This window comes from Streptomyces sp. NPDC058637, assembly GCF_042717325.1.
Taxonomy (GTDB): domain Bacteria; phylum Actinomycetota; class Actinomycetes; order Streptomycetales; family Streptomycetaceae; genus Streptomyces.
Genome location: NZ_JBHXRD010000001.1, coordinates 148915 through 173031, shown reverse-complemented (window position 1 = coordinate 173031; position 24117 = coordinate 148915). Strand labels below are relative to the sequence as shown.

The following is a 24117-nucleotide window of genomic DNA, read 5'->3' as shown; positions in this document are numbered from 1 at the left end:
GGGCGTCTCAGCCTACCTGTGAGCTACGTGACAGTTACTGTCTTGTGAATTGGTTTGTCAACTGTCAGACGCTGACACTAATCTCCAGCGCATGACTAGTCAGACCACTGTCGAGAAGGCGCCGCGGGAGCCTGAAGACACCCACGTTCCCGCACCGGTGAAAGGGCTGCGCGGCCATCCCTGGCTGACGCTGTTCGGCGTCGCCATCGGCGTGATGATGGTGGCCCTCGACGGCACGATCGTCGCGATAGCCAACCCCGCCATCCAGCAGGACCTCGGCGCCTCGCTCGCCGACGTCCAGTGGATCACCAACGGCTACATGCTCGCGCTCGCGGTCTCCCTGATCACCGCGGGCAAGCTCGGTGACCGCTTCGGCCACCGCCAGACCTTCCTGATAGGCATCGCGGGGTTCGCCGTCGCCTCGGCGGCGATCGGCTTCTCCCAGGGTGTGACCCTGGTGATCGTCTTCCGGGTCCTCCAGGGCCTCTTCGGCGCCCTGCTGATGCCGGCGGCGCTCGGCCTGCTCCGCGCCACCTTCCCCGCCGAGAAGCTGAACATGGCGATCGGCATCTGGGGCATGGTGATCGGCGCCTCGACCGCGGGCGGCCCCATCCTCGGCGGTGTGCTCGTGGAGCACGTCAGCTGGCAGTCCGTCTTCTTCATCAACGTGCCGGTCGGTGTGCTCGCGCTCGCCTTCGGCCTGGTGGTCCTCAAGGACCACCGCGCCGAGAACGCGCCGAAGTCCTTCGACATCGGCGGCATCGTGCTGCTGTCGCTCGCGATGTTCTGCCTGATCTGGTCGCTGATCAAGGGCTCCGAGTGGGGCTGGGGCGACCCGTGGACGATCGCCTTCCTCGTCGGCGCCGTCGTCCTGTTCGCCGCGTTCGCGTTCACCCAGACGAAGGTCAGGGAACCGCTGATCCCGCTGGCCATGTTCCGCTCCGTACCCCTCTCGGCGGGTGTGGTGCTGATGGTGATGATGGCCTTCGCCTTCATGGGCGGGCTGTTCTTCGTGACCTTCTACCTGCAGAACGTGCACGGCATGAGCCCGGTCGACAGCGGTCTGCACCTGCTGCCGCTGACCGGGATGATGATCGTCGGATCGCCGCTCGCGGGCTTCGCCATCACCAAGCTGGGCCCGCGCGTCCCGCTGGTCGGTGGCATGGTGTTCACCGCGGTCGCCATGTTCGGCATGTCGCAGCTGAGCATCGGCACGGGCACGCTGACCATGTCCATCTGGTTCGGTCTGCTCGGTCTCGGCCTCGCCCCGGTGATGGTCGGCGCGACCGAGGTCATCGTCGGCAACGCCCCGATGGAGCTCTCCGGTGTCGCGGGCGGGCTCCAGCAGGCCGCGATGCAGGTCGGCGGCAGCCTCGGTACGGCCGTCCTCGGCGCCGTCATGGCAGCCCAGGTCGACGCGAAGCTCGGGGGCAACTGGAAGGACGCCGGCCTCCCGCCGGTGAGCGCCACCGAGCTGGAGCAGGCGTCCTCGGCCATCAAGGTCGGGATGCCCCCCGTCGCCCCCGGCACCCCGCCGGAGATCGCGGCGAAGATCACGGGCGTCGCCCATGACACGTTCGTGTCGGGTATGAGCTCCGCGTTCATGGTCGCGGGCATCGTCGCCGTGGTCGCGGCGCTCGTCGCCACACTCACCAAACGCGGTGCGAACGCTGAGGCGGGAGCGGGCGCGGCCCACATCTGATCCCCCCGGACCCCTGACGCCGAGACGTCAACACAGCGCATACGACAGCCCCGCCGGACGGTTCCGGCGGGGCTGTCGCCTATCAGGGTGGTCCGTCGCCCGGCCCCTTCCCGATGTGCTCCCGCGCAGGTCAGAGTGCGGACATCGATTCACTCGACCACGGGGGTTGATCCACCATGCGTATGACCGTTCTCGCCGCCACCCTGGCGGCCACCGCGCTCGTCCCGGCCACGGCACTGGCCGGCACCACGCCCGCCGCGCACCACACGCCCGCCGGACAGGGGCGCACGCACAGCGCCCCCGCGGGGCTCGCGCCCTGCGGGGCGGGCCAGCTCTGCCTCTGGACGAAACCCGACTTCGAGGGGGCAGGGCGGACCCACGAGCTGTCCGACGTCGACATCGAGAGCTGCGTCCCGCTGCCCGCCGACGGCCGGGCACAGTCCCTCGTCAACCGCACCGGGCGCCCCGTCACCACCTACCAGTCGGCCGAGTGCGGGGAGACCGGGGAGTTCGAGACGTACCCGGGCGGCGGCACCTGGGTGCCCCGGTCGCCGTACACCGTGAGGGCCTTCAAGATCTGGGAGAACTGACCGTGAGGACCCCGCGGGCCGAGGACGGCTGACCGACGGCGGAACGCCGCAGGGCGGCGGAACCCGGAGGTCCCGCCGCCCTGCGTACCCGGGCACCGCACGCGACCGATGTGCCGCGTCCCCGCCCTGCGGTCCGTGCCGTCGGTGCCGTTACGCGTCGCCGCCGGCCGGACCCGGGTCGGCCGCCGCCACGTCCAGGAGGTCGTAGCGGTCCACCGCCGTCTTCAGCGCCGAACGGTCGACGCGGCCCTCCTTCGCCAGCTCCGTGAGCACGGCGAGCACGATCGACTGCGCGTCGATGTGGAAGAAGCGACGGGCCGCCCCGCGCGTGTCGGCGAAGCCGAAGCCGTCCGCACCCAGCGACTGGTACGCACCGGGCACCCAGCGCGCGATCTGGTCCGGCACCGAACGCATCCAGTCCGAGACGGCCACGAACGGTCCCTCGGAGCCGGAGAGCTTCCGCGTCACGTACGGGACGCGCTGCTCCTCCTCCGGGTGGAGCAGGTTGTACCGCTCCACGTCCACGGCCTCACGGCGCAGCTCGTTCCAGGACGTCGCCGACCAGACGTCCGCCTTCACGTCCCACTCGTCGGCGAGGATCCGCTGCGCCTCCACCGCCCACGGCACCGCCACACCGGAGGCCATGATCTGGGCCGGGATCCGGCCCTTCTCGCCGCCGCTGTAGCGGTACACGCCCTTGAGGATGCCGTCGACATCGACATCGGCGGGCTCGGCCGGGTGCTGGATCGGCTCGTTGTAGACGGTGAGGTAGTAGAAGACGTCCTCGTTCTCCTCGGGCGTCCCGCCGTACATCCTGCGCAGACCGTCCTTGACGATGTGCGCGATCTCGTACCCGAACGCCGGGTCGTACGCGACGCAGCCCGGGTTCGTCGACGCCAGCAGCTGCGAGTGGCCGTCCGCGTGCTGGAGTCCTTCACCGGTCAGCGTCGTACGTCCGGCGGTCGCACCCAGCACGAAGCCGCGCGCGAGCTGGTCGGCCATCTGCCAGAACTGGTCACCGGTGCGCTGGAAACCGAACATCGAGTAGAAGACGTACACCGGGATCAGCGGCTCGCCGTGCGTGGCGTACGCCGAGCCCGCGGCGATCAGCGAGGCCGTGCAGCCGGCCTCGGAGATGCCGTCGTGCAGCATCTGGCCGGTCGGCGACTCCTTGTACGCGAGCAGGAGATCGCGGTCCACCGCCTCGTACTGCTGACCCAGCGGGTTATAGATCTTCGCACTCGGGAAGAACGCGTCCATGCCGAAGGTGCGGTACTCGTCGGGGGCGATCAGCACGAAACGCTTGCCGATCTCCTTGTCCCGCATGAGATCCTTTAGGACGCGGACGAACGCCATGGTGGTGGCGATCGACTGCTGACCTGAACCCTTCTTCGCAGTCGCGTAGGCCTTGTCGTCCGGTAGCCGCAGCGGCTCGGCACGCACCACCCGCGTCGGGACGTAACCGCCCAGACCCTGCCGGCGGTCGTGCATGTACTGGATCTCCTCCGAGTCGCGGCCCGGGTGGTAGTACGGCGGGTAGCCCTCGTCCAGTTGCTTGTCCGTGATCGGGATGTGCAGCCGGTCGCGGAAGCGCTTGAGGTCCTCGACCGTGAGCTTCTTCATCTGGTGGGTCGCGTTGCGGCCCTCGAAGTTCGGTCCGAGGGTCCAGCCCTTGACCGTCTGCGCCAGGATCACCGTCGGCTGGCCCTTGTGCGCCTTGGCCGCCGAGTACGCCGCGTAGACCTTCCGGTGGTCGTGTCCGCCGCGCCCCAGGTGCAGGATCTGGTGGTCGGACATGTCCTTGACCATGTCGCGCAGCCGCGGGTCGTCACCGAAGAAGTGGTCCCGGATGTAAGCGCCCGTCTCGGTGGCGTACGTCTGGAACTGGCCGTCCGGGGTGGTGTTCAGCTTGTTGACCAGGATGCCCGTGCGGTCCTGCGCGAGCAGCGGGTCCCAGGTGCGGTCCCAGACCAGCTTGATGACGTTCCAGCCGGCGCCGCGGAACTGCGACTCCAGCTCCTGGATGATCTTCCCGTTGCCGCGGACCGGGCCGTCAAGGCGCTGCAGGTTGCAGTTGACCACGAAGGTGAGGTTGTCCAGACCCTCACGGGCGGCGATGGAGAGCTGGCCGAGCGACTCCGGCTCGTCCATCTCGCCGTCGCCCAGGTAGGCCCAGACGTGCGACTTGGAGGTGTCGGCGATGCCGCGCGCCTCCATGTAGCGGTTCATCCGCGCCTGGTAGATCGCCCCGAGCGGACCGAGGCCCATCGAGACGGTCGGGAACTCCCAGAAGTCCGGCATCAGCCGCGGGTGCGGGTAGCTGGACAGGCCGTTCGGCGCCTTCGACTTCTCCTGGCGGAAGGCGTCGAGCTGCGCCTCGCTCAGCCGGTCGAGCAGGAAGGCACGGGCGTAGATCCCGGGGGACGCGTGCCCCTGGAAGAAGATCTGGTCGCCGCCGTCGCCCTGGTCCTTGCCGCGGAAGAAGTGGTTGAAGCCCACGTCGTACAGCGAGGCGGAGGACGCGAAGGTGGCGATGTGGCCGCCGACCCCGATCCCGGGGCGCTGCGCGCGGGAGACCATCACCGCGGCGTTCCACCGGGTCGCGTTGAGGACCTTGCGCTCGATCTCCTCGTCGCCGGGGAAGAACGGCTCGTCCTTCGTGGCGATCGTGTTCACGTAGTCCGTGCTGCGCATCTCCGGCACGGCGACACGCTTCTCTCGCGCGCGCTCGATGAGGCGGAGCATCAGGTAGCGAGCCCGCTCACGGCCTCGCTCGTCGACGGCGGCGTCGAGGGAGTCGAGCCATTCCTGGGTCTCTTCCGGGTCGAAGTCAGGGACCTGGCTCGGAAGGCCGCCAATGATGATCGGGTTGCGATCGGATCCGGAAGCCACGCTGTTCCTTCGCTGTTCGGTGATGCTCTTCGGGGCCTGGTTGCGGGAGAACGTACCCCCGGGGCGGCTGCTGTACGCCGACTCCATCGTGTACCGCGAGGGCCGGAACGTCATTCTCTACTGTGGGGTAACACAAAGGTTCCCGAGCACCGGGTCCGGGCGCGGATACCGGCGTAACAAGGGTGCTCCGTCCCAAACCGCAACCATACGCCCAACCCGGCCATGCGTTCCCAAAGGTTGTTCGACTCCGAATGGCGGACCGAAACGGCATAAGCTGAAGAAGGACGTAAAGGGTTCGGGACAGCGTGCCGGGCCCCGCAGGAGACATGCCCGAAGTTGTGGTGACGTGGCAGGGAACGTCACCGTTTAGGCGGTCTCGGACGCCGGGTACTTGCGCGATTCGCCGAGCCCGTGTGGACTACGGCCAACGCCCCGCGTACGCGCGTGGCCGAAGCATTTTCCGAAACATGATCAGGAGGCAACCCGTGAGCGCGACCGCGGACCACGCGGAGGAGCGGACCAACCCGGCAGCACGCCTGGGGTTCGAGCCCGGACAAGTGGTCCAGGAGATCGGCTACGACGACGACGTCGAGCTGGAGCTCCGTGAGGGCATTGAGGCCACAATCGGCCAGGAACTCGTCGACGAGGAGTACGACGACGTCGCTGACGTCGTCCTGCTCTGGTTCCGCGACGAGGACGGCGACCTTACGGACGCGCTGGTGGATGCCATTGGTCTGCTCGAGGACGGTGGGGCGGTCTGGCTGCTGACGCCCAAGACCGGCCGCGACGGATACGTCGAACCGAGCGACATCAACGAGGCTGCCCAGACAGCTGGTCTCGCCCAGACCAAGAGCATCAGCGCGGGCAAGGACTGGACGGGCAGCCGTCTGGTCACCCCCAAGGGGGCCCCGGCCAAGCGCTGAACCCCTTTCATCACAGAGGCCCCCGACGGCACCGCGCCGCCGGGGGCCTTCGTACGTACCGGCGGAGAGCTCTGCGTAGGGTGGGAGTCACCCGGACGGACCAGCCCGGGGAAGTGGTGAACGCTGCGAAGGGACACGTTTCATGGCGATCGAGGTCGACACGCCGGCTCCGGATTTCGAACTGAAGGACAACCACGGGCGGACGGTGAAGCTGTCCGACTTCCGCGGTGAGAAGAACGTGGTGCTGCTCTTCTACCCGTTCGCCTTCACCGGTGTCTGCACGGGCGAGCTCTGCGCGCTCCGTGACGAGCTGCCCAAGTTCGAGAACGACGACACCCAGCTTCTCGCCGTCTCCAACGACTCGATCCACACCCTGCGCGTCTTCGCCGAGCAGGAAGGCCTCGAGTACCCGCTGCTCTCGGACTTCTGGCCGCACGGCGAGACGTCGCGGGCGTACGGCGTCTTCGACGAGGACAAGGGCTGCGCGGTGCGCGGCACCTTCGTCATCGACAAGGCGGGCGTGGTCCGCTGGACCGTCGTCAACGCCCTGCCGGACGCGCGTGACCTGAACGACTACATCAAGGCCCTCGACTCGATCTGATTCCGGGATCTCCTGGCGGCACCCGGTCAGAAGTCTGTTTTGGCCGGGAACCGGTCACTAGGATCCAATCGTTGATCCGATGCCAACGCACGACGGGGGCGCTGGTGTCTGCCGGCCCTCTCAAAACATTTGGAGGACTCGTGGGAGTCAGCCTCAGCAAGGGCGGCAACGTCTCGCTGACCAAGGCCGCGCCGAACCTGACCGCGGTCATCGTCGGTCTGGGCTGGGATGCCCGTACGACCACCGGCGGTGACTTCGACCTCGACGCCAGCGCTCTGCTGACGAACACCGAGGGCAAGGTCGGCGGCGACGGGAATTTCGTCTTCTTCAACAACCTCAAGAGCCCCGACGGCTCGGTCGAGCACACCGGCGACAACCTCACCGGCGAGGGCGAGGGCGACGACGAGGTCATCAAGGTCAACCTCGCCGGCGTCCCGGCCGACGTGGACAAGATCGTCTTCCCGGTCTCGATCTACGAGGCCGAGAGCCGTCAGCAGAGCTTCGGCCAGGTGCGCAACGCGTACATCCGCGTGGTGAACCAGGCGGACAACACCGAGCTCGCACGCTACGACCTCAGCGAGGACGCCTCGACCGAGACCGCCATGGTCTTCGGTGAGCTCTACCGCAACGGCGCGGAGTGGAAGTTCCGCGCCATCGGCCAGGGGTATGCATCGGGTCTGCGCGGCATCGCGCAGGACTTCGGCGTCAACGTCTGAGCCGTCTCAGCTCCACCACGTCCGGCGCCGCACGTTGTGCGGCGCCGGACGCGCTCGACAGAGCGTCCCGCGCCCCGCAGGCGCCGTGCGCTCGCATGACCGTCCATCGACTCGGGGAGGACACACCATGGGCGTCACGCTCGCCAAGGGAGGCAATGTCTCCCTCTCCAAGGCCGCACCCGATCTGACCCAGGTGCTGATCGGGCTCGGCTGGGACGCACGATCCACGACGGGAGCCGACTTCGACCTCGACGCCAGCGCACTGCTGTGCCAGTCGGGCCGGGTGCTCGGTGACGAATGGTTCGTGTTCTACAACAACCTCACCAGCCCCGACGGCTCCGTCGAGCACACCGGTGACAACCTCACGGGTGAGGGCGATGGCGACGACGAGTCGGTCATCGTGAATCTCGCGGAGGTGCCGGCACACTGCGACAAGATCCTTTTCCCGGTCTCGATCCATGAAGCCGACAACCGTGGGCAGACTTTCGGGCAGGTCAGCAATGCCTTCATTCGCGTGGTGAACCAGGCGGACGGCCAGGAGTTGGCACGTTACGACCTGAGCGAGGACGCTTCGACGGAGACGGCGATGATCTTCGGGGAGCTGTACCGCTACGGCGGGGAGTGGAAATTCCGTGCAGTCGGGCAGGGGTACGCGTCGGGGCTGCGGGGCATCGCTCTAGACTTCGGGGTCAACGTTTCGTAAAGCCGCGCACGGCGCGGGGGAGCCCCTCACTCACCGGGGGAGGTCCGTACACACACGATGGGGTGCCAGTGATTCTGAAAACCTTCGGCTGGTCGTTCGCGGTCACCGCGGCCGGCCTGGTCGCAGCGGTGTTCTACGGGGGGTGGCAGGCCTTCGGTATCGTCGCGATCCTGTCGATCCTGGAGATCTCGCTGTCCTTCGACAACGCGGTGATCAACGCCGGAATCCTCAAGAAGATGAGTGAGTTCTGGCAGAAGATCTTCCTCACCATCGGTGTGCTCATCGCCGTCTTCGGTATGCGACTGGTCTTCCCCGTCGTGATCGTGGCCATCAGCGCCCAGCTCGGTCCCATCGAGGCCATCGACCTCTCGTTCAACGACCCGGACCGCTACAAGGAACTGGTGACGGACGCGCATCCGTCCATCGCCGCCTTCGGTGGCATGTTCCTGTTGATGATCTTCCTCGACTTCATCTTCGAGGACCGTGACATCAAGTGGCTCGGCTGGCTCGAGCGCCCGCTCGCCAAGCTCGGCAAGGTCGACATGCTGTCGGTCTGTGTCGCGCTGATCATCCTGCTGATCTCGGCCATGTGGTTCGCGCCCCAGGCACACCAGCACGGTGGCGGTCACGCGGACAAGGCGGAGACCGTCATGCTCTCCGGCATCGCCGGTCTGATCACCTACCTCGTCGTGGGCGGGCTCTCCGGATTCTTCGAGAACAAGCTCGAGGAGGAGGAGGAGCGCGAACACGAGGCCGAGGAAGAGGCCAGGAAGGCCGGCAAGCCGGTCTCCGGGGTCGTCCTCGCGGGCAAGGCCGCGTTCTTCATGTTCCTCTACCTCGAAGTCCTCGACGCGTCCTTCTCGTTCGACGGCGTCATCGGCGCCTTCGCCATCACCAACGAGATCGTGCTGATGGCCCTCGGCCTCGGCATCGGCGCCATGTACGTCCGTTCGCTCACCGTCTACCTGGTCCGCCAGGGCACGCTGGACGACTACGTCTACCTGGAGCACGGCGCGCACTACGCGATCGGCGCACTGTCCGTCATCCTCCTCATCACCATCCGGTTCGAGATCAACGAGCTCATCACCGGTCTCGTCGGAGTCGTGCTGATCGGCTGGTCCTTCTGGTCCTCGCTGCGCCGGAACAAGGCGCTCGCCGCCGACGGCGGCGGCTCCGATTCCAAGTCGGAAGTCTCCTCCGGGGTGTGACCCGGTAGGGAATGAGGAACGCTCTCTCTGCGGGGCGGCCCACGGCGGCGGTTCTCCGGGAACACCCGGACCCGACCCGACGGCCGCCCCGCAGTGACGTACGGGGCGGGTGCGCGGGCCGGGGCGACAGCGACTACAGGTGGGGGTTGGGATGGCCTTCTGGGACGGCCTGCGGGGGGCGGCGCAGTTCGAATCGGGTAACTCCGCGACGAACTCCATCGTGCTCTCCAAACGCAATGCGACGGTCTCGCTGAACAAGCAGGGGGCGCTGTCGGGCAACCTGCGCGTCAACCTGTCCTGGCGGATGCGTACGTCGGACATCGGGGGCAGGTCGCGGGAGAGCGGCCGGCTGCTGCGCCCGCTGAAGCTCTTCAAGCCCGATGTGGTCCAGGCCCACACCCAGGGCATGGTCAACGTCGACCTGGACCTGGGCTGCATGTACGAGCTCGCGGACGGCACCAAGGGCGTGGTGCAGCCGCTGGGCAATCTCATCGGCGATCTGAACACGGCGCCGTACATCAGGCTCAGCGGGGACGACCGTTTCGGGGCACCGTCGGGCGAGACGGTCTATGTGAACCTCGACAAGCGCGACGAGATCAAGCGACTGCTGTTCTTCGTCTACATCTACGACCAGACCCCGGCCTTCGACCGCACGCACGCGAAGGTGACGCTCTACCCGGGCAACGGCCCGCGGATCGAGATCGAGCTCGACGAACGGGCCCCGCAGGCCCGCTCCTGCGCCGTGTTCACGGTGGAGAACGTCAAGGGCGAGCTGATCGTGCGGCGCGAGGTGAAGTTCGTGTACGGCTTCCAGTCGGAACTGGACCGGATGTACGGCTTCGGTATGCAGTGGGGGCGCGGCTACAAGACGCGGGCCTGAGTGCCCGCCGTGGAGGGGAACCGGTGGGTCGGCGCCGGACCCCGGACCGGCTCAGGACCTGAGGAACTGCGGGCCCTGCGGCGGAAGGACGAAATTCGGGTCGGCGGCGTGCGCGGCCCCTGCCGCGGGCTGCGGATAGCCGTACGCGGGCCCGGCTGCCGCCGCGGGCTGCGGGTAGCCGTAGGCGGGCTGCTGCGGGTCCGCGGACGGCTGTGGGTAGCCGTACGTGGGCCCGGGCGCCGCGGCGGGCTGCGGGTAGCCGTACGCGGGCTGCTGGTGCTGGACCGTCGCCTGGGAGTCGGGTGCGGGCGCGGAGGGAGCGGGCCGCGCGGGCGGCTCCGGTGCGGGAGGGACGGGTGCGGCCGGGAATTCCGGCCCGGCGGCCGCCTCCGCCTCGTCGACCGAGATCCCGAAGGCGGTGGCCAGCCCGATCAGGCCCGTCGGGTAGCCCTGGGCCACCGCGCGGAACTTCCAGCCGTCGCCGCGCCGGTACAGCTCGCCGCAGATGATGGCGGTCTCCTCGCCGGTCTCCGCCCTCACGTCGAAGACCGCGAGCGGATCGCCGTCCGCGGACGCCGCGTCGTACAGCGATATGCGCAGGTCACGAACCCGCTCGAAGGCCTCCTCGTCGCAGGACGCGGCGATGACCACCTGGTCCACGGAGGGGTCGAGCGCGGAGAGGTCCGCCTCGATCGTGTCCGTGAGCCCGTCGGCGACGCTTCGCTTGGGCAGTCGGCGCACCAGGCCCGAGGGATGCCGGGGCTGGTTGTAGAAGACGAAGTCCTCGTCGGAACGCACCCGGCCGGAGGCGCCGAGCAGCAGGGCGGAGGCGTCCACATCCGGGACCCCGGCGCCCGGCGTCCAGCGCAGCACGGCCCGTACGGCCGTGGCATCGAGAGGGACGTTCGAGCCCTTCAGCATCGCGTGCGTCATGCCGGTCATCCTGCCTGCTGGGGGGCCGCCCGGACAACGCGGGGGTCCGAACCAGTAGGCCAGGGGCTGTTCGAACGCGGCACGCAGGCGCGCCGCGACGGGTGTGAGAAAGGACCGGGTAACCCGAAGTTCATGCGGACGGGGAACCGCCGACACCTGTCCGTACGTACTATTACCGGCCATACGTTGTCCCACCTGTCAGGCAGTACGGGGGAATCACATGCGTCATTTCGGGCACATCTCACCCGTTGCCCGTGAGGGACTGTTCTTCAAGGAGCCGTGCGAATTCGACGCGCGCTCCTCCGCCCGCATGCTGTCGGTGGCTCTGGGAGCCACTCTCTACAGCCCGGCGACCCGGCCCCGGCTGGCCGACGACGTGATCAAACTGGCCGGGCGCGGTGTCGTCTCCATGGTGTTCTGCCTGGAGGATTCGATCGGCGACGCCGAGGTGGTCGGCGCCGAGGCGAATCTTGTCCGGCAGTTCCAGGACCTTCGGGCGCGGGCCGCCGAGGTGCCGCTGCTCTTCATCAGGGTCCGCGAACCCGAGCAGATCCGCGACCTCGTGAGGCGCCTCGGCAGCTCGGTCCAGTTGTTGTCTGGATTTGTACTTCCGAAATTCACGGAGGAGCGGGGCGAGCTGTTCCTGGAGGCCCTCACCGCAGCCGAAGCGGAGAGCGGCCACCGGCTGTTCGCGATGCCCGTCCTCGAATCTCCCGAACTCCTCCATCTGGAGAGCAGGGCCGAAACCCTCCAGGGAATCGCCCGCACCGTCGACAAGTACCGCCGGCGGGTACTCGCGCTACGCCTCGGCGTCACCGACTTCTGCTCGGCGTACGGTCTGCGGCGCGCCCCGGACATGACCGCGTACGACGTCCAGATCATCGGCGCCGTCATCGGCGACGTCGTCAATGTGCTGGGCCGCGCGGACGGCACCGGGTTCACCATCACCGGGCCCGTGTGGGAGTACTTCCGGCTCCAGGAGCGCATGTTCAAGCCCCAGCTGCGCCGCAGCCCCTTCATGGGACGGGCCGAGGAGCTGCGCACCGCCCTCATCGAGCACGACCTCGACGGACTGCTGCGGGAGATCGAGCTCGACCGCGCCAACGGCCTGCTCGGCAAGACGTGCATCCACCCCTCCCACGTGCAGCCCGTGCACGCGCTGTCGGTGGTCAGCCACGAGGAGTACAGCGACGCACAGGACATCCTGCGGCCCGAGCGGGGCGGCGGCGGAGTGCTGCGATCGGCGTATACGAACAAGATGAACGAAGTGAAACCGCACCGCGCCTGGGCCGAGCGCACCCTGCAGAGGGCCGAGGTCTTCGGGGTGGCGCGGGAGGACATCGGTTTCGTGGAGCTCCTGGCCGCGGGGCTGTCGGACTGAGCGAGATCATTGACGAGCACGTATCGGCATCGAGGGAAGAGGCAGTGGACGTGGAGTGGTCGGGTAACTGGGTCGCGGAGCGGCTCGGGGTCGAGCTCGTCGGCGACGGGGAACTCCGGGAGCTGCTGGGCCTCGCCCTGCGCCGCAACCCGAAGCGGGCCCATCTGCTCGTGTCGAACGTCCTGGGCAAGCACGTGCCCCAGCGGCCGTCCGTCGTGTACGGGGCGGGCTTCGAGCTCGGCGAGCGCGTGCGGGACCTGCTGGGCGAGACGGAGGCCGGCCGCGCGGTGGTCCTCGGGTACGCGGAGACGGCGACGGGCCTCGGCCACGCCGTCGCGGACGGGCTCGGGGTGGCCCCGTACCTGCACTCCACGCGCCGCCCCGTCGCCGGCGTCGCGGCGGCGGGCGGCTTCGAGGAGTCGCACTCGCACGCCACGTCCCACCTGCTGCTGCCCGAGGACCCGGACCTGCTGGCCGGCGCGGGACAGGGGGCGCCGCTGGTGCTGGTCGACGACGAGTTCTCCACCGGCAACACCGTCCTCAACACCATCCGTACCCTCCACGAGCGCTACCCCCGCGACCGGTACGTCATCGTGACGCTCGTGGACATGCGGTCCGGGGCCGACCAGGGGCGGCTCGCCGAATTCGCCCGGGAGACAGGCGCCCGGGTCGACCTGGTGGCCCGCGCCTCGGGCACCGTGCGGCTGCCGGACGGGGTCCTGGAGAAGGGCCGCAGCCTCGTGGCCTCCCACGAGCGGGCGTCCTCGCCCCCCTCGGTGGACCCCGCCCCCCGTCCGGCCCCCGTACGGGTCGAGCTGGACTGGCCGGCCGGTGTCCCCGACGGCGGACGCCACGGCTTCACCCCCGACCACCGCGCGGCCCTCGAAGCGGCCCTGCCGGCCCTGGCCGCCCGCATCGCCGACGCGCTGGGCGACGCCCGCAGGGTGCTCGTCCTGGGCTTCGAGGAGCTGATGTACGCGCCGCTGCGGCTCGGTACCGCCCTGGAGGACGCCACCACGGCCGACGTGCGGTACTCCACCACCACCCGCTCGCCCGTGCTCGTCGTCGACGACCCCGGCTACGCGATACGCAGCCGCCTGGTCTTCCCGGCCCACGACGACCCCGCCGACGGACCCGGCGACCGCTACGCCTACAACGTCGCGGGAGCGGGCTTCGACGCCGTCGTCGCCGTCGTCGACTCCACCGCGGACACCCCCGCGCTGCACGCCCCCGACGGACTTCTGGCCCAGCTGGCCGCGCACACCGGCCAGGTCCTGCTCGCGGTCGTCCCCTCGTACGCCCCGTCGCCGACCCCCCACAGGCAGGAAGCCGCCATGCTGCCCGAACCCCTCCGGGGCCCCGCCTTCTCCTCCTACGCGGCCGACGACGTCGGCTGGCTGCTCCAGGACCTGTCGGACACGGTCCTGGAGGCGCCCACCGAGGAGCGCGAGGAGGCGATACAGAGCGGTGGCGCGCACTACGCCGAATCGCTGCCCGTCGAGTACCAGCCGAGCCCGCAGTACCAGGAGCTCTTCAAGGCGGCACTGGCCACCTCCGCGGCCCGTATCGCCCGGGCCGTCGGCACCGTCACCGAGACGGTCCTCGCCGAGCGCGGCCCCCGCCCCGTCCTCGTCTCCCTCGCCAGGGCCGGCACCCCCGTCGGCGTCCTCATGCGCCGCTGGGCACAGCACCGGCACGGACTCGACCTGCCGCACTACGCCGTCTCCATCGTCCGGGGCCGCGGCATCGACGCCAACGCCCTGCGCTGGCTCGCCGCCCACCACGACCCGGCGGACGTCGTCTTCGTCGACGGCTGGACCGGCAAGGGTGCCATCACCCGCGAACTCGCCGTCGCCCTCGAAGAGTTCGACGGCTTCGACCCGGAGATCGCCGTACTGGCCGACCCGGGCGGCTGCGTGCGTACGTACGGAACACGCGAGGACTTCCTGATCCCGTCCGCCTGCCTCAACTCCACGGTCTCCGGGCTGATCTCCCGCACGGTCCTGCGCTCCGACCTGGTCGGCCCGCACGACTTCCACGGCGGGAAGTTCTACCGCGAGCTCGCGGACTCCGACGTCTCCGGCTTCTTCCTGGACACGGTCGCCGCCCGCTTCGACGAGGTCGCCGACGCCGTGGACGCCGAGGCCAAGGAACTGCTCGCCGCGGACCGCGCCCCCACCTGGGAGGGCTGGGCCGCCGTCGAGCGGATCAGCGAGGAGTACGGCATCCACGACGTGAACCTCGTCAAGCCCGGCGTCGGCGAGACGACCCGGGTGCTGCTGCGCCGCGTGCCCTGGAAGATCCTCGCCAAGCGCGGTGCGGGCGCGGACCTCGACCACGTACGGCTGCTCGCCGAGCAGCGCGGCGTACCCGTCGAGGAGGTCGACGAACTGCCGTACACCTGCGTCGGGCTCATCCACCCGAAGTTCACCCGGGGCGCGACCGGCGCGGACGGCACGGCGGTGACGGCGAAGTGACCACACCCGTGACGCCCGACGGCCCTGAGACGCCCGGGGCTCTCATGCCGCCTGGGGCTCTTGTGACTCTTGGGGGCCCCGAGACACCTGGAGCTCTTGGGATCCCCGAGACACCTGGGGTTCCTGTGACGCTGGTGGCCAGCGACCTCGACCGCACCCTGATCTACTCCGCGGCCGCGCTCCAGCTGGCCATGCCGGACGAGGAGGCCCCGCGGCTGCTCTGCGTGGAGGTGTACGACAGGAAGCCGCTCTCCTACATGACGGAGAAGGCCGCGGCGCTGCTCGCCGAGCTGGCCCGCACCACGGTCTTCGTACCGACCACCACCCGGACCCGGGAACAGTACGGGCGCATCCACCTGCCCGGCCCCGCACCCCGGTACGCCATCTGCGCCAACGGCGGGCACCTCCTCGTCGACGGGGTCTCCGATCCGGACTGGCAGGTCGTGGTGGCCGGCCGGCTCGCCGACGAATGCGCCTCCCTCGCCGAGGTCCGGGCCCACCTCCTGGCCACGGCCGACCCCGCCTGGCTGCTCAAGGAGCGGGTCGCCGAGGGCGTCTTCGCCTACCTCGTGGTCGAACGCCAGGCCCTGCCCGAAGACTGGATGAAGGAACTGTCCGCCTGGGCCGACCCCCGTGGCTGGACCGTGTCCCTCCAGGGCCGCAAGATCTACGCCGTACCCAAGCCGCTCACCAAGAGCGCCGCGATGACGGAGGTGGCCCGCCGCTGCGGCGCCACGACGACGCTCGCCGCCGGCGACTCGCTCCTGGACGCCGACCTGCTCATCGCCGCCGACCGCGGCTGGCGGCCTGGGCATGGCGAGCTCGCCGACAGCGGCTGGACGGCCCCCAACACCGATATGCTCCGGCACCGGGGCGTCGCCGCGGGCGAGGAGATCCTGCGCCGGTTCCTGCTCGCCGCCCACCCACAGCGGAGGGCGGCGGTCTGAAGCGCGCCGACCCGTCACCGGTAAACCGTGCCGGGCCGCCGCGATCGAGGGAGCAGCGCCGTGTCCAAGGGGAACCAGACCGCGATCACCGATGAGCTCTACGCGTACGTGCTGGCCCACAACCCGCCGCTGGACGTCGTGCAGCGTGAGCTCGTGGAAAGCACCTACGCCCGCTTCCCGGACCACGCGGGCATGCAGTCCGCGGAGGAACAGGGGCCGCTGCTCGCCTTCCTCGTCAGGCTGACGGGCGCCCGGCACATCGTGGAGGTGGGCACCTTCACCGGCTTCTCGGCGCTCGCGATGGCCCTGGCGCTGCCCGCGGACGGGCGGCTGATCGCCTGCGACATCTCGGAGGAGTGGACCGCCTACGGCCGCGAGGCGTGGCGGAAGGCGGGCGTCGACGACCGGATCGACCTGCGGATCGCACCGGCGCTGGACACCCTGCGCGCCATGGCCGCGGAACCGCACATCGACCTGGCCTACCTGGACGCGGACAAGGGCAACTACATCGCGTACTGGGAGGAACTGGTCCCCCGCATGCGCCCCGGCGGGCTCGTCGTCGCGGACAACGTCCTCTTCCACGGCGGCGTCACCGAGCCCGGGGCGACCGGGGCCGCAGCCGCGATCAAGGAGTTCAACGACCACGTGAGCACCGATCCGCGGATGGACAGCGTGCTGCTGACCGTGGCGGACGGCCTCACGCTCTCCCGCAGGGTGTAACGGCTCCGGGCGTACGCGGGTGGCGCGGCCGCTCAGCCGCAGCAGCCGCCACCACAGCAGCCACCGCCGCCTCCGGCGGCCGGAGCGGGGGCGGACGACGCGGCGCCGCCGCCGACGGCCACGGTGGAGAGCAGCCTCACGGTGTCCTCGTGCCCGGCGGGGCAGGAGGCCGGGGCGGAGGACTCGGCCATGGGGCGGCTGAGTTCGAACGTCTCGCCGCAGGGGCGGCAACGGTACTCGTAACGAGGCATGGCCCCAGATTAGGGCCTCTCCCGCATGATCTCGGGCATGGGGGGCCGCCTGCGGCGTTCCTCGCTGGCGGCCTGTTCGGGGTGGCGGGCCCGCCAGTACGGATTGTCATGGGGCAGACCGCCACTGACCCTCCCGTACATGCCGAACATCATCAGCAGCAACCCGACCACGAAGCTGAACAGCACGTTCTGCATCTCGAAGGCGAGGAAATTGAGCCCCGTGTCCAGCAGCGCCAGATTCACGAACCCGCTGAGGATGAAGGCGATGCCCAGGACCATGTTCAGGGTCGAGGCGAGATTCCCGCCGATCACCATCCCGGCGAAGAGCAACAGGCCCGCACAGATGGACAGCACGCTGAGCGCGCCGTTGGTGTTGAGGCCGCCCACCGTGTCGCCGCCGGTGTCGAAGAAGCCGATGCGGTCGATCAGCCCCAGGATGCCGAAGACGAGGAGCAGCAGACCCATCAGACCCGCGCCCACCCGGTAGACCTGGCTGAGCCGGTGGTCGACCGGCAGGTGTTCGTCGAGCCGGGTGGCCTTGCGGCGCCGACCCGTGGGATGCAGGACCTGTGTGGCCATGACCATCTCCTTCGGCCGCGTACGGCAAGGAACGCCTCAGCGGGAGCCGCTGCGTACCTCCAGCATCTGCCCACCGGCAGCGGGGGACAAATCGGACGCGAGTCATGGCGGGGCCCGGCCGGACCCCGCCGACATGGCCGAGGCGGCGGAGCGCCGGTGCGCGGCCGGGCGCCAGGGTGCCGGCCCGGCGCCGGTAGGCGGCCGGCCGGGCCGGGTGCCGGAACGCTCAGGCGCCGCCGCCCAGCTCCTCGCGGATCGTGGAGACCACCCGCGTCGTCGTCTGTCGCACGGCCTCCGTCTCGGTCAGGAAGTGCCAGTAGTCGGGATGCCGCCCCTCCAGCCCGGCGATCGCCCGCTCCAGCCGGGCCACGGCGTCGTCCAGCGGACGGGCGTGACGCGGATCGGGGGTGTGGCGCCCGGCCATGGCAAGGCGCTGGGCGTCCCGGATCGCGAACCGGGTGCGGTCGATCTCCGCCCGGGGATCCTTGGCCACGGCGTCCAGCCGCTGCAGCCGGTCACCGGAGGCCGACACGGCCTCGTCGGTGGCGTTCAGCAGGGCCCGCACCGTACTCAGCCGGGCCGTCGCATCGGCCCAGTGCTGCTCGGCCCGTGCCGTGGCGGCCTCCGCCAGCTTCTCCTCGGCCTGCCGGACGTTGGCAGCCGCCTGATCGGGAACCGGCTGCAGGTCCTGCCAGCAGGCGGCCGAGAAACGCCGCCGCAACTCGCTGAGAACCGGCTCGACCTGCCCGGCGCGTGTCGTCAGCGCCTGGGCCCGGGTCCGCAGCGACACCAGCCGCCGGTCGATCTCCGCGGCGCGCTCGGGCAGCCGGTCCGCCTCGGCCCGCACCGCCTCGGCATCGCGCAGCACCTGGTCCGCCCGCTGCAGGGTCTCGGCCACGCCGTGCCGCCCGGCACCCTGGTTGAGCTTGGTCAGCTCCGGGGCGAGGGCCGCCAGCCGAGCAGCGAGATCATCGGCCCGCAACCCGGAGGCACGGACCGTGTCCAGGGCGTTGCTCGCGCCGAGCAGAGCCTGACGGGCGCGCTCCACGGCGGGCGCGAGCCGGGCGAGCTGCGTCTCCGCGCTACCGAGCAGCGGCCCGAGCCCCTGGGCGAAACGGTCGAGCTCACCCTTCACCCGTACGAGATCGTCCTTCGCCCGGGTCAGCTGCGTCCGCGCACCGGCAGCCGCCGACGGCTCCAGATCGTCCCGGTCGAGGTCGTGCGCGTCGACCGCCGCGATGTACGCGTGGCTGACCTCGTCGATCCGCCGGCCGAGCGCCGCGAAGTCCTCCGCCGCCTTGCGGCCCCGGGGTGAACTGTCCACCGCGGTGATCGTCTCGATCGAGATCTTCAGATCGCGCTGAGCGGTGTCCAGCTCGTAGAAAGCGGCGGCGGCATCGTCCTTCGCCGCCTGCGCGTCGGCCCGCTGGCTCTCACCACGCCCCCCGAACCAACGCCGCGTACCCCCGCCGGCGAAGGCCGCCGACAGCGAGGCCGCGAACAACGGCACCGGCAGCAGCATCAGCACCAGGACGTCCCTGACGGCCGAACCACCACTCGCTTTCGCCTGCGGCCGCGCGTGTGTCGCCGTCACATCCCTCTCCCGTGCCGTATCGCCCCGCCGGGTTCATTCTCCCACCAGTAAGGACGAATACACGGGCCGGTTAGTTCGCCGTTCGGACGGTGACTTCCCCGTTGGAGCTGCGCGCCTTCACCACGTGCTTGCTGGAATCGCTGCGCGGTACGCCGACGTGGACGTCACCGTTGTCGGTCGAGGTGGACACGGCGTACGCCCCGCCGCTCCTCGGCAGATCGATGGTGATGCTCCCGTTGTCCGTGACGGTGTCCACAAGATCCGGAACCTCGCTGAACCCGAGCTCGACCTCCCCGTTGGACGACCGCGCGACCACGGACGCCGCCGAGACCCGCTCGGCCACGACGGAGCCGTTGTCGGTCTCGAGGTCCAGCGGCCCACTGGAATCGCGGACGAGGACCTCGCCGTTGTCGGAGGACAGCGTGAGAGCCGTGTCGAACCCGGAGGCGGTGACCGTCCCGTTGTCCGAGTCCACCGTCAGGACGGTCCCACGGGGCACCTTCACCTCGTGGTGCGCGTCGCAGTCGCTGATCACGGCGCTGCACTTCACCCCGAGCGTCAGCTTGTCGCCCTCCAGCTTCCAGAAGGGATCCGGCCCGCTGCCGAACACGACCCACCCGTCGACCCGGCGGGTCACCTCGATCCGCTCCACATCGGCGGGCACGACGTCCACCGTCGAGTTCCCGCTGTCGATGGTGAGGTTCTTCCCGCTGTACGGGAACGCCTTCCGCTCGACGGGCGCGTCGTCGGCCCCCGCACCGCAGCCGCTGAGGGCCACGAGGAGAAGGGCGGTTGCTCCGGTGGCCACGAGTGTGTGGATACGGGTACGGCTGGTCATCGCGATCGGGTCCCCCTGCTAGCGCTGCCGGTGTGGTCCCACCGTAGGTAAGGACAGGCCCCCTGGACGATCCGGACGGCTACGGTCTCCGGGGTGGGGCTACCCCCCGCATGCCCGGCCCGCGACTCCTGGACCTGCCGGCCCCTGGACGGCCCGTAACCGGATTGCCGACCGGGGCCGTAAGCCATGTAACCTGTTGCCTCATCCACGGGTGCGTAGCTCAGGGGTAGAGCGCTGCTCTTACAAAGCAGATGTCGGCGGTTCGAAACCGTCCGCGCCCACCGAGGGTAAATAGCAGGTGAGAGCCTGGTTTGACCCCCCCAACCATGATCGGCTGGGGGTCTTCTCGTGCTCGAAGTCCACTAAGAGTCCACATCCCCATGGGGTGCATCCCTGGATTGTCACCCGATCGAGGGATGGACTCCATGAACCGTAAAGACAAATGATCATGCCGCCCACGAATGTGGGCCGGTGCACCACCAGCCGATGCCCGACGACCGCGTCCACGCCAGTCGCAGGGCCATCGGCGACCGCATGCGCGCCGCGCGACTCCACGCGAACCTCTCCCAGGAGCAGGTGGCCATCGGGGCCGGCATCCGCATCGCGACGTACAGCAACATCGAGCAAGGCCACTCCTCCCCTTGCTCGACACCCTCAGCCGGATCGCCGACGCGACCGGCACCGAACTCTCCGACCTCGTACAGCCATGACCCCGTCTGCGGCCAGGGGGTCGGCGCTGGCCGCAGACGGGGAGCTCTACACAGGCGGCGTCCCCGGCGGCGGCTTCTTCGGCAGCGGGGGACCCTGATCCGGCGGCGGCTTCGGATCGCCGGACCGGTGCTTGCCCTTCATCCCGATCCGGCGAGTCGTCAGCCCGTAGATACCCAACGGCGGGAACAGATCGACACGGCGCGGGTAGCCGCCGACCGCGCAGGGACGGCACAGGAGGTCGACGCCGGCCACCGTGGTGCGGACACTGTCGACCGGTGCGGTCCAGCGGGCCTCGCACGAGGAGACGGCAGTCGGGCTCTGGGTGGTAGGCAGGGGATGCCCTCCGTCCTGGTGGTGGGGTGAGGGGTCTCAGGGCTGGTCGTTGCGGAACTTGTCGAGCCGGTCCTCACGGGTGTCCTGAAGCCAGATCAGATCAGCGAGCTCGTCCACTTCGGGCGGGGCCGGCTGCGGCTGCTCGTGGTCATGGGCGCAGCTCACCGCGGGTCCTCCCCGGCGTCACATCGGGGGCAGGCCCACACCTCGGTGTCGAGAACGTGCACTCCGGAGCGTCCGCGGACGATGCCGGCGTGCACGGCGCCTGTGGTGAGCACCTTCTTGCACCAGATGCAAGCCCGGCCCGCAGCCTGGTCCCACGTCAGCGTGCCAATGTCCGGGAGGGGGCGGCCGGTCATGATGGGCTCGCGCATCGGTCGCACTGACAGGCCGGGAACGAGGCCTTCGCCTCGACCACTTCGACCGGGATGACCTCAGCCTCCGGCCGTACGACACGCTCGGTGTTCCCGAAGCGGTCGACCTTGTACACCTTCAGAGTCATCACGGGTGTGCCCCCCGTCGCAGTCAGTGAGTAGTACTGACCGTAGAGACTGGCCGTGCACGCACACCATCCATGTGCAGATCTGTGCGCATATTGCCCCGACAGGCGGACCAACAGAAAGCGCCCTTGACGACAACCCCCGCCCCAGCAGACCGTGGTGCACACATCTGCACACCACGTGGACGGAGCGCGCCATGTCGATACTGTTCGTTGGAATCGACCCGAACACCGGAGACCACGAGTCGCCGACCGTCTGGGCCGACCTGGAGAATCACGAACTCGTCCTTCAGGGGTGGAAGCCCAGCCCCGAACTCGAAGCAGAGTGCGCAGCCCTGGAGCTTCCCGGCCATGCCGTCGGCATCCCGGACACCGAAGCCGTCATCCGTATCCCGGCCAGGATGGTCGACACGATCAGGGAGGCCTGCGATGCCGTCGAACGTGCCGCCGCCAAGCTTCCGTGACCTCCTCGCCAACTGCAACCGCTCGGCGGTCCACCTCGAAATGCGGGACGCCTACGCCGTCGACTACGAGAAGGGGCCGTTCGCCGACTGGCGCGCCGGTCACCGCCACGAACCCAACGACCGGGCGTCCTGGTGGAGGCCATGGCTCGACCTCGTCGCCGAAACCGTAGGCCGCGGAGTCACCATGCGGCGGGCGCGCATCGTGTCCGAGCCCGTCAGCGAGTACATCCGGTACGAGCACTCCGGGACTTTCACGAACGTGGCGGCGGGGGAGCAGGTGCGGTGGCTGCCGCGCCGTCAAGCGTCGGACATCGCCCTACCCGGCAACGACTTCTGGCTGTTCGACGGCCAGCTGGTGCAGTGGAACCACTTCGCTGGTGACGGGTCGTCGCAGGGTCCGGAGCTCGCCGAGGACCCGGCCGCAATGAAACTCTGTTCCGCGGCGTTCGAGGCGGTGTGGGGCAGGGCAGTGCCGCACGACGAGTACGAGATTCGCTGATCAGAACCATCGGATAGGCCACATGACGCTCCCCTCCTCTTCCGCACAGACCGCGCGCGCAGTCGTCGCGAGGCGCCTTCGTGACCTGCGGAGGGGGGCGGGGCTCACCGTCGTCGAGCTGGCCTCCGGGTGTGGCTGGCACCATGCGAAGACGTCCCGGATCGAGAACGCGAAGACGGCGCCGACCGCGACGGACATTCGCCTCTGGTGCCGGACGCTCGGTGTCGAGGACCAGGCCGAGGACCTGATCGCCCAGTCGCTGCACGCAGAGTCCATGTACAGCGAGTGGCGGCACCGGACACGCAGCGGGCTGAAGCAGCTCCAGGACAGTGCCGTCACGTTTTTCCACCAGACGCAGCTGTTCCGGGTGTACTCCTCCTCCCTTGTCCCCGGCCTGCTCCAAACCGAGGGCTACGCCGCCGCCGTGCTCGGCATGTCGGCGCGCTTCCGGGACCTGCCGGTCGACGACAGTGCCGCAGCCGCCCGGGCCAGGGTCGAACGGTCCCGCATCATCCACGAGCGCGGCCATCGCTTCGTGCTCCTCATGGAAGAGGCAGTCCTCCGCTACCGGATCGGGGGCGCCGACGCCATGGCGGCCCAGCTTGGGCATCTCCTGTCCGCCGGGGCGCTTCCCGCCGTGTCGCTCGGCATCATCCCGTCGGCGACGGACGGGCGCGGGCAGTGGCCGCGCGAGACGTTCCGCGTGTACGACGACTCGCTCGTGTCTGTCGAGCTGGTGTCGGCGCAGGTGCGGATCACGCAGCCCAGCGAGATCGGTCTGTATGTGCGCGCGTTCGAGGAGATGCGGAGGACTGCGGTGTACGGGGCGGATGCGCGGGCCTTGGTCGTGAAGGCGATCGACGCGCTCAGCTGACCCGGATCCGGCCGGTGCCCGGGCGGGAGTCGTGCGATCCGGGTCGTGGCAATAGAACTGAACGATGAGTTCATCGAGCTGGAGCGCGCGGCCTGGGCCGAGCAGCAGGAGAACCGGCTGACGGTGGACACCGCAGCGCCGGTGCAGGCGGCGACCACCGCCCATGCGCAGGCAACTGGGCAGTCCCGATGCGCCGTCGAGCGGAGCTGCAGCGCGTGTTCCGGCACCCGGACGACGACTGACCCGGACACATGGCTGCTCCCCCCTCTGCTGTCGTGCGCTCAATGGCACGCCGCCGTCGTGGTCGGATGACTGACCTCGGACGGGCCGGACGCAGAGCAGCAGTCGCTCGCACACCTGGAGTTCAGCGGGCGCAGCCGTTCTGTCAGAGGTCTGTGCTCGGTCGGCGGCGCCAGTCCCATCGTGGGTGGCGTCCCATCAGCATGAGAAATTCGCCGGCCGGCAGGATCTCGAAGTGGTTGGTGTCGAGAAGACCATCGAAGCCGGGCAGAACTCGGCCCAGGAAGGCCCGGGCGGCGTCCGTGGATTCGCATGACACGTAGACCCCGTACGGCACGCCGATCCGGGCCGTCACTTCCTCCAGCTCTTCCGGCTCGTAGTCCGCCAGAATCCCGCCGGAGAGATCCACGTAGTACGCGTACCCGTGCCAGTAGAGCTTTTCCTCGCCCGTCACTGGGTCCGGCACGAGCTCGAAGCAACGGATGCGTCCTTCGAGCGACCGGCGTTGATCTACCGGCGCGAGGATGATCACCGATGGCCAGGACACGGGTTCACCTCCGCG

At 69.4% G+C, this 24117-nt stretch carries 25 protein-coding genes and 1 tRNA gene; 18 read left to right on the top strand and 8 right to left on the bottom strand.

The window, feature by feature from the left end:
- The first annotated feature begins 91 nt into the window (after positions 1-91).
- Complete coding sequence (locus ACFWVP_RS00815) at positions 92-1702, top strand: MFS transporter (protein WP_384492781.1); 1611 nt, start codon at positions 92-94, stop codon at positions 1700-1702.
- A 176-nt stretch (positions 1703-1878) separates the two neighbouring features.
- On the top strand, positions 1879-2292 hold the full coding sequence (locus ACFWVP_RS00810) for a peptidase inhibitor family I36 protein (RefSeq protein WP_384492780.1): 414 nt from the start codon (positions 1879-1881) through the stop codon (positions 2290-2292).
- A 150-nt stretch (positions 2293-2442) separates the two neighbouring features.
- Here ACFWVP_RS00810 and aceE read toward each other — a convergent pair whose 3' ends face one another.
- Positions 2443-5184: a pyruvate dehydrogenase (acetyl-transferring), homodimeric type gene (gene aceE / locus ACFWVP_RS00805; protein ID WP_384493006.1), complete on the bottom strand. Its 2742-nt coding sequence runs from the start codon at positions 5182-5184 to the stop codon at positions 2443-2445.
- 485 nt (positions 5185-5669) lie between these two features.
- On the opposite strand from aceE, the gene ACFWVP_RS00800 reads away from it, so the two are divergent.
- From ACFWVP_RS00800 to ACFWVP_RS00775, 6 genes are all read left to right on the top strand, one after another.
- Complete coding sequence (locus tag ACFWVP_RS00800) at positions 5670-6107, top strand: DUF3052 domain-containing protein (RefSeq protein ID WP_384492779.1); 438 nt, start codon at positions 5670-5672, stop codon at positions 6105-6107.
- Between the two features lie 142 nt (positions 6108-6249).
- Positions 6250-6708, top strand: coding sequence for a peroxiredoxin (locus tag ACFWVP_RS00795; protein ID WP_384492778.1), 459 nt, complete (start codon positions 6250-6252; stop codon positions 6706-6708).
- A gap of 140 nt (positions 6709-6848) precedes the next feature.
- The gene (locus ACFWVP_RS00790) at positions 6849-7424 is read left to right on the top strand and encodes a TerD family protein (RefSeq protein ID WP_384492777.1); all 576 of its coding nucleotides are present in this window, start codon (positions 6849-6851) and stop codon (positions 7422-7424) included.
- Between the two features lie 127 nt (positions 7425-7551).
- Positions 7552-8127, top strand: coding sequence for a TerD family protein (locus tag ACFWVP_RS00785; RefSeq protein WP_384492776.1), 576 nt, complete (start codon positions 7552-7554; stop codon positions 8125-8127).
- 68 nt (positions 8128-8195) lie between these two features.
- Complete coding sequence (locus tag ACFWVP_RS00780) at positions 8196-9335, top strand: DUF475 domain-containing protein (RefSeq protein ID WP_384492775.1); 1140 nt, start codon at positions 8196-8198, stop codon at positions 9333-9335.
- Positions 9336-9486: 151 nt separating this feature from the next.
- A complete protein-coding gene (locus tag ACFWVP_RS00775) occupies positions 9487-10215 on the top strand; it encodes a Tellurium resistance (protein ID WP_384492774.1) in 729 nt (242 codons plus the stop codon).
- 51 nt (positions 10216-10266) lie between these two features.
- Here the strand turns inward: ACFWVP_RS00775 and ACFWVP_RS00770 are convergent, their stop codons facing one another.
- Positions 10267-11148 (bottom strand): TerD family protein, encoded by an 882-nt coding sequence (locus ACFWVP_RS00770; protein ID WP_384492773.1) that lies wholly within the window; start codon positions 11146-11148, stop codon positions 10267-10269.
- 220 nt (positions 11149-11368) lie between these two features.
- Here ACFWVP_RS00770 and ACFWVP_RS00765 point away from each other — a divergent pair, with 220 nt between their 5' ends.
- The 4 genes from ACFWVP_RS00765 to ACFWVP_RS00750 all read left to right on the top strand — a co-directional run bounded on the left by ACFWVP_RS00765 (position 11369) and on the right by ACFWVP_RS00750 (position 16673).
- Positions 11369-12529: an HpcH/HpaI aldolase/citrate lyase family protein gene (locus tag ACFWVP_RS00765; protein ID WP_384492772.1), complete on the top strand. Its 1161-nt coding sequence runs from the start codon at positions 11369-11371 to the stop codon at positions 12527-12529.
- Between the two features lie 44 nt (positions 12530-12573).
- A complete protein-coding gene (locus tag ACFWVP_RS00760; RefSeq protein ID WP_384492771.1) occupies positions 12574-15006 on the top strand; it encodes a phosphoribosyltransferase in 2433 nt (810 codons plus the stop codon).
- 134 nt (positions 15007-15140) lie between these two features.
- A complete protein-coding gene (locus ACFWVP_RS00755) occupies positions 15141-15953 on the top strand; it encodes an HAD family hydrolase (RefSeq protein ID WP_384492770.1) in 813 nt (270 codons plus the stop codon).
- Between the two features lie 60 nt (positions 15954-16013).
- Positions 16014-16673: an O-methyltransferase gene (locus ACFWVP_RS00750; RefSeq protein WP_384492769.1), complete on the top strand. Its 660-nt coding sequence runs from the start codon at positions 16014-16016 to the stop codon at positions 16671-16673.
- A 32-nt stretch (positions 16674-16705) separates the two neighbouring features.
- On the opposite strand, the gene ACFWVP_RS00745 is transcribed toward ACFWVP_RS00750, so the two are convergent.
- From ACFWVP_RS00745 to ACFWVP_RS00730, 4 genes are all read right to left on the bottom strand, one after another.
- Positions 16706-16924 (bottom strand): zinc ribbon domain-containing protein, encoded by a 219-nt coding sequence (locus ACFWVP_RS00745; RefSeq protein WP_384492768.1) that lies wholly within the window; start codon positions 16922-16924, stop codon positions 16706-16708.
- A gap of 9 nt (positions 16925-16933) precedes the next feature.
- The gene (locus tag ACFWVP_RS00740; protein WP_384492767.1) at positions 16934-17503 is read right to left on the bottom strand and encodes a DUF4383 domain-containing protein; all 570 of its coding nucleotides are present in this window, start codon (positions 17501-17503) and stop codon (positions 16934-16936) included.
- 226 nt (positions 17504-17729) lie between these two features.
- The gene (locus ACFWVP_RS00735) at positions 17730-19097 is read right to left on the bottom strand and encodes a hypothetical protein (RefSeq protein ID WP_384492766.1); all 1368 of its coding nucleotides are present in this window, start codon (positions 19095-19097) and stop codon (positions 17730-17732) included.
- A gap of 70 nt (positions 19098-19167) precedes the next feature.
- Positions 19168-19935 (bottom strand): DUF4097 family beta strand repeat-containing protein, encoded by a 768-nt coding sequence (locus ACFWVP_RS00730; RefSeq protein WP_384492765.1) that lies wholly within the window; start codon positions 19933-19935, stop codon positions 19168-19170.
- Between the two features lie 209 nt (positions 19936-20144).
- On the opposite strand from ACFWVP_RS00730, the gene ACFWVP_RS00725 reads away from it, so the two are divergent.
- Together ACFWVP_RS00725 and ACFWVP_RS00720 are read left to right on the top strand one after the other, a co-directional pair.
- Positions 20145-20216 (top strand) — tRNA-Val (locus ACFWVP_RS00725).
- 205 nt (positions 20217-20421) lie between these two features.
- On the top strand, positions 20422-21009 hold the full coding sequence (locus tag ACFWVP_RS00720; RefSeq protein ID WP_384492764.1) for a helix-turn-helix domain-containing protein: 588 nt from the start codon (positions 20422-20424) through the stop codon (positions 21007-21009).
- Between the two features lie 6 nt (positions 21010-21015).
- Here the strand turns inward: ACFWVP_RS00720 and ACFWVP_RS00715 are convergent, their stop codons facing one another.
- Positions 21016-21144 (bottom strand): hypothetical protein, encoded by a 129-nt coding sequence (locus ACFWVP_RS00715; protein WP_384492763.1) that lies wholly within the window; start codon positions 21142-21144, stop codon positions 21016-21018.
- Between the two features lie 531 nt (positions 21145-21675).
- Between ACFWVP_RS00715 and ACFWVP_RS00710 the strand changes: the two genes are divergently transcribed.
- The 4 genes from ACFWVP_RS00710 to ACFWVP_RS00695 are packed head-to-tail and all read left to right on the top strand — an operon-like array spanning position 21676 to position 23627.
- On the top strand, positions 21676-21942 hold the full coding sequence (locus ACFWVP_RS00710; protein ID WP_384492762.1) for a hypothetical protein: 267 nt from the start codon (positions 21676-21678) through the stop codon (positions 21940-21942).
- Positions 21908-22441: a DUF6879 family protein gene (locus ACFWVP_RS00705; RefSeq protein WP_384492761.1), complete on the top strand. Its 534-nt coding sequence runs from the start codon at positions 21908-21910 to the stop codon at positions 22439-22441. Before ACFWVP_RS00710 ends, ACFWVP_RS00705 begins: the two co-directional genes overlap by 35 nt.
- A gap of 22 nt (positions 22442-22463) precedes the next feature.
- Complete coding sequence (locus ACFWVP_RS00700) at positions 22464-23315, top strand: helix-turn-helix domain-containing protein (RefSeq protein ID WP_384492760.1); 852 nt, start codon at positions 22464-22466, stop codon at positions 23313-23315.
- Between the two features lie 45 nt (positions 23316-23360).
- Positions 23361-23627: a hypothetical protein gene (locus ACFWVP_RS00695; protein WP_384492759.1), complete on the top strand. Its 267-nt coding sequence runs from the start codon at positions 23361-23363 to the stop codon at positions 23625-23627.
- Between the two features lie 73 nt (positions 23628-23700).
- On the opposite strand, the gene ACFWVP_RS00690 is transcribed toward ACFWVP_RS00695, so the two are convergent.
- Positions 23701-24102, bottom strand: coding sequence for a hypothetical protein (locus ACFWVP_RS00690; RefSeq protein ID WP_384492758.1), 402 nt, complete (start codon positions 24100-24102; stop codon positions 23701-23703).
- Positions 24103-24117: the final 15 nt, after the last annotated feature.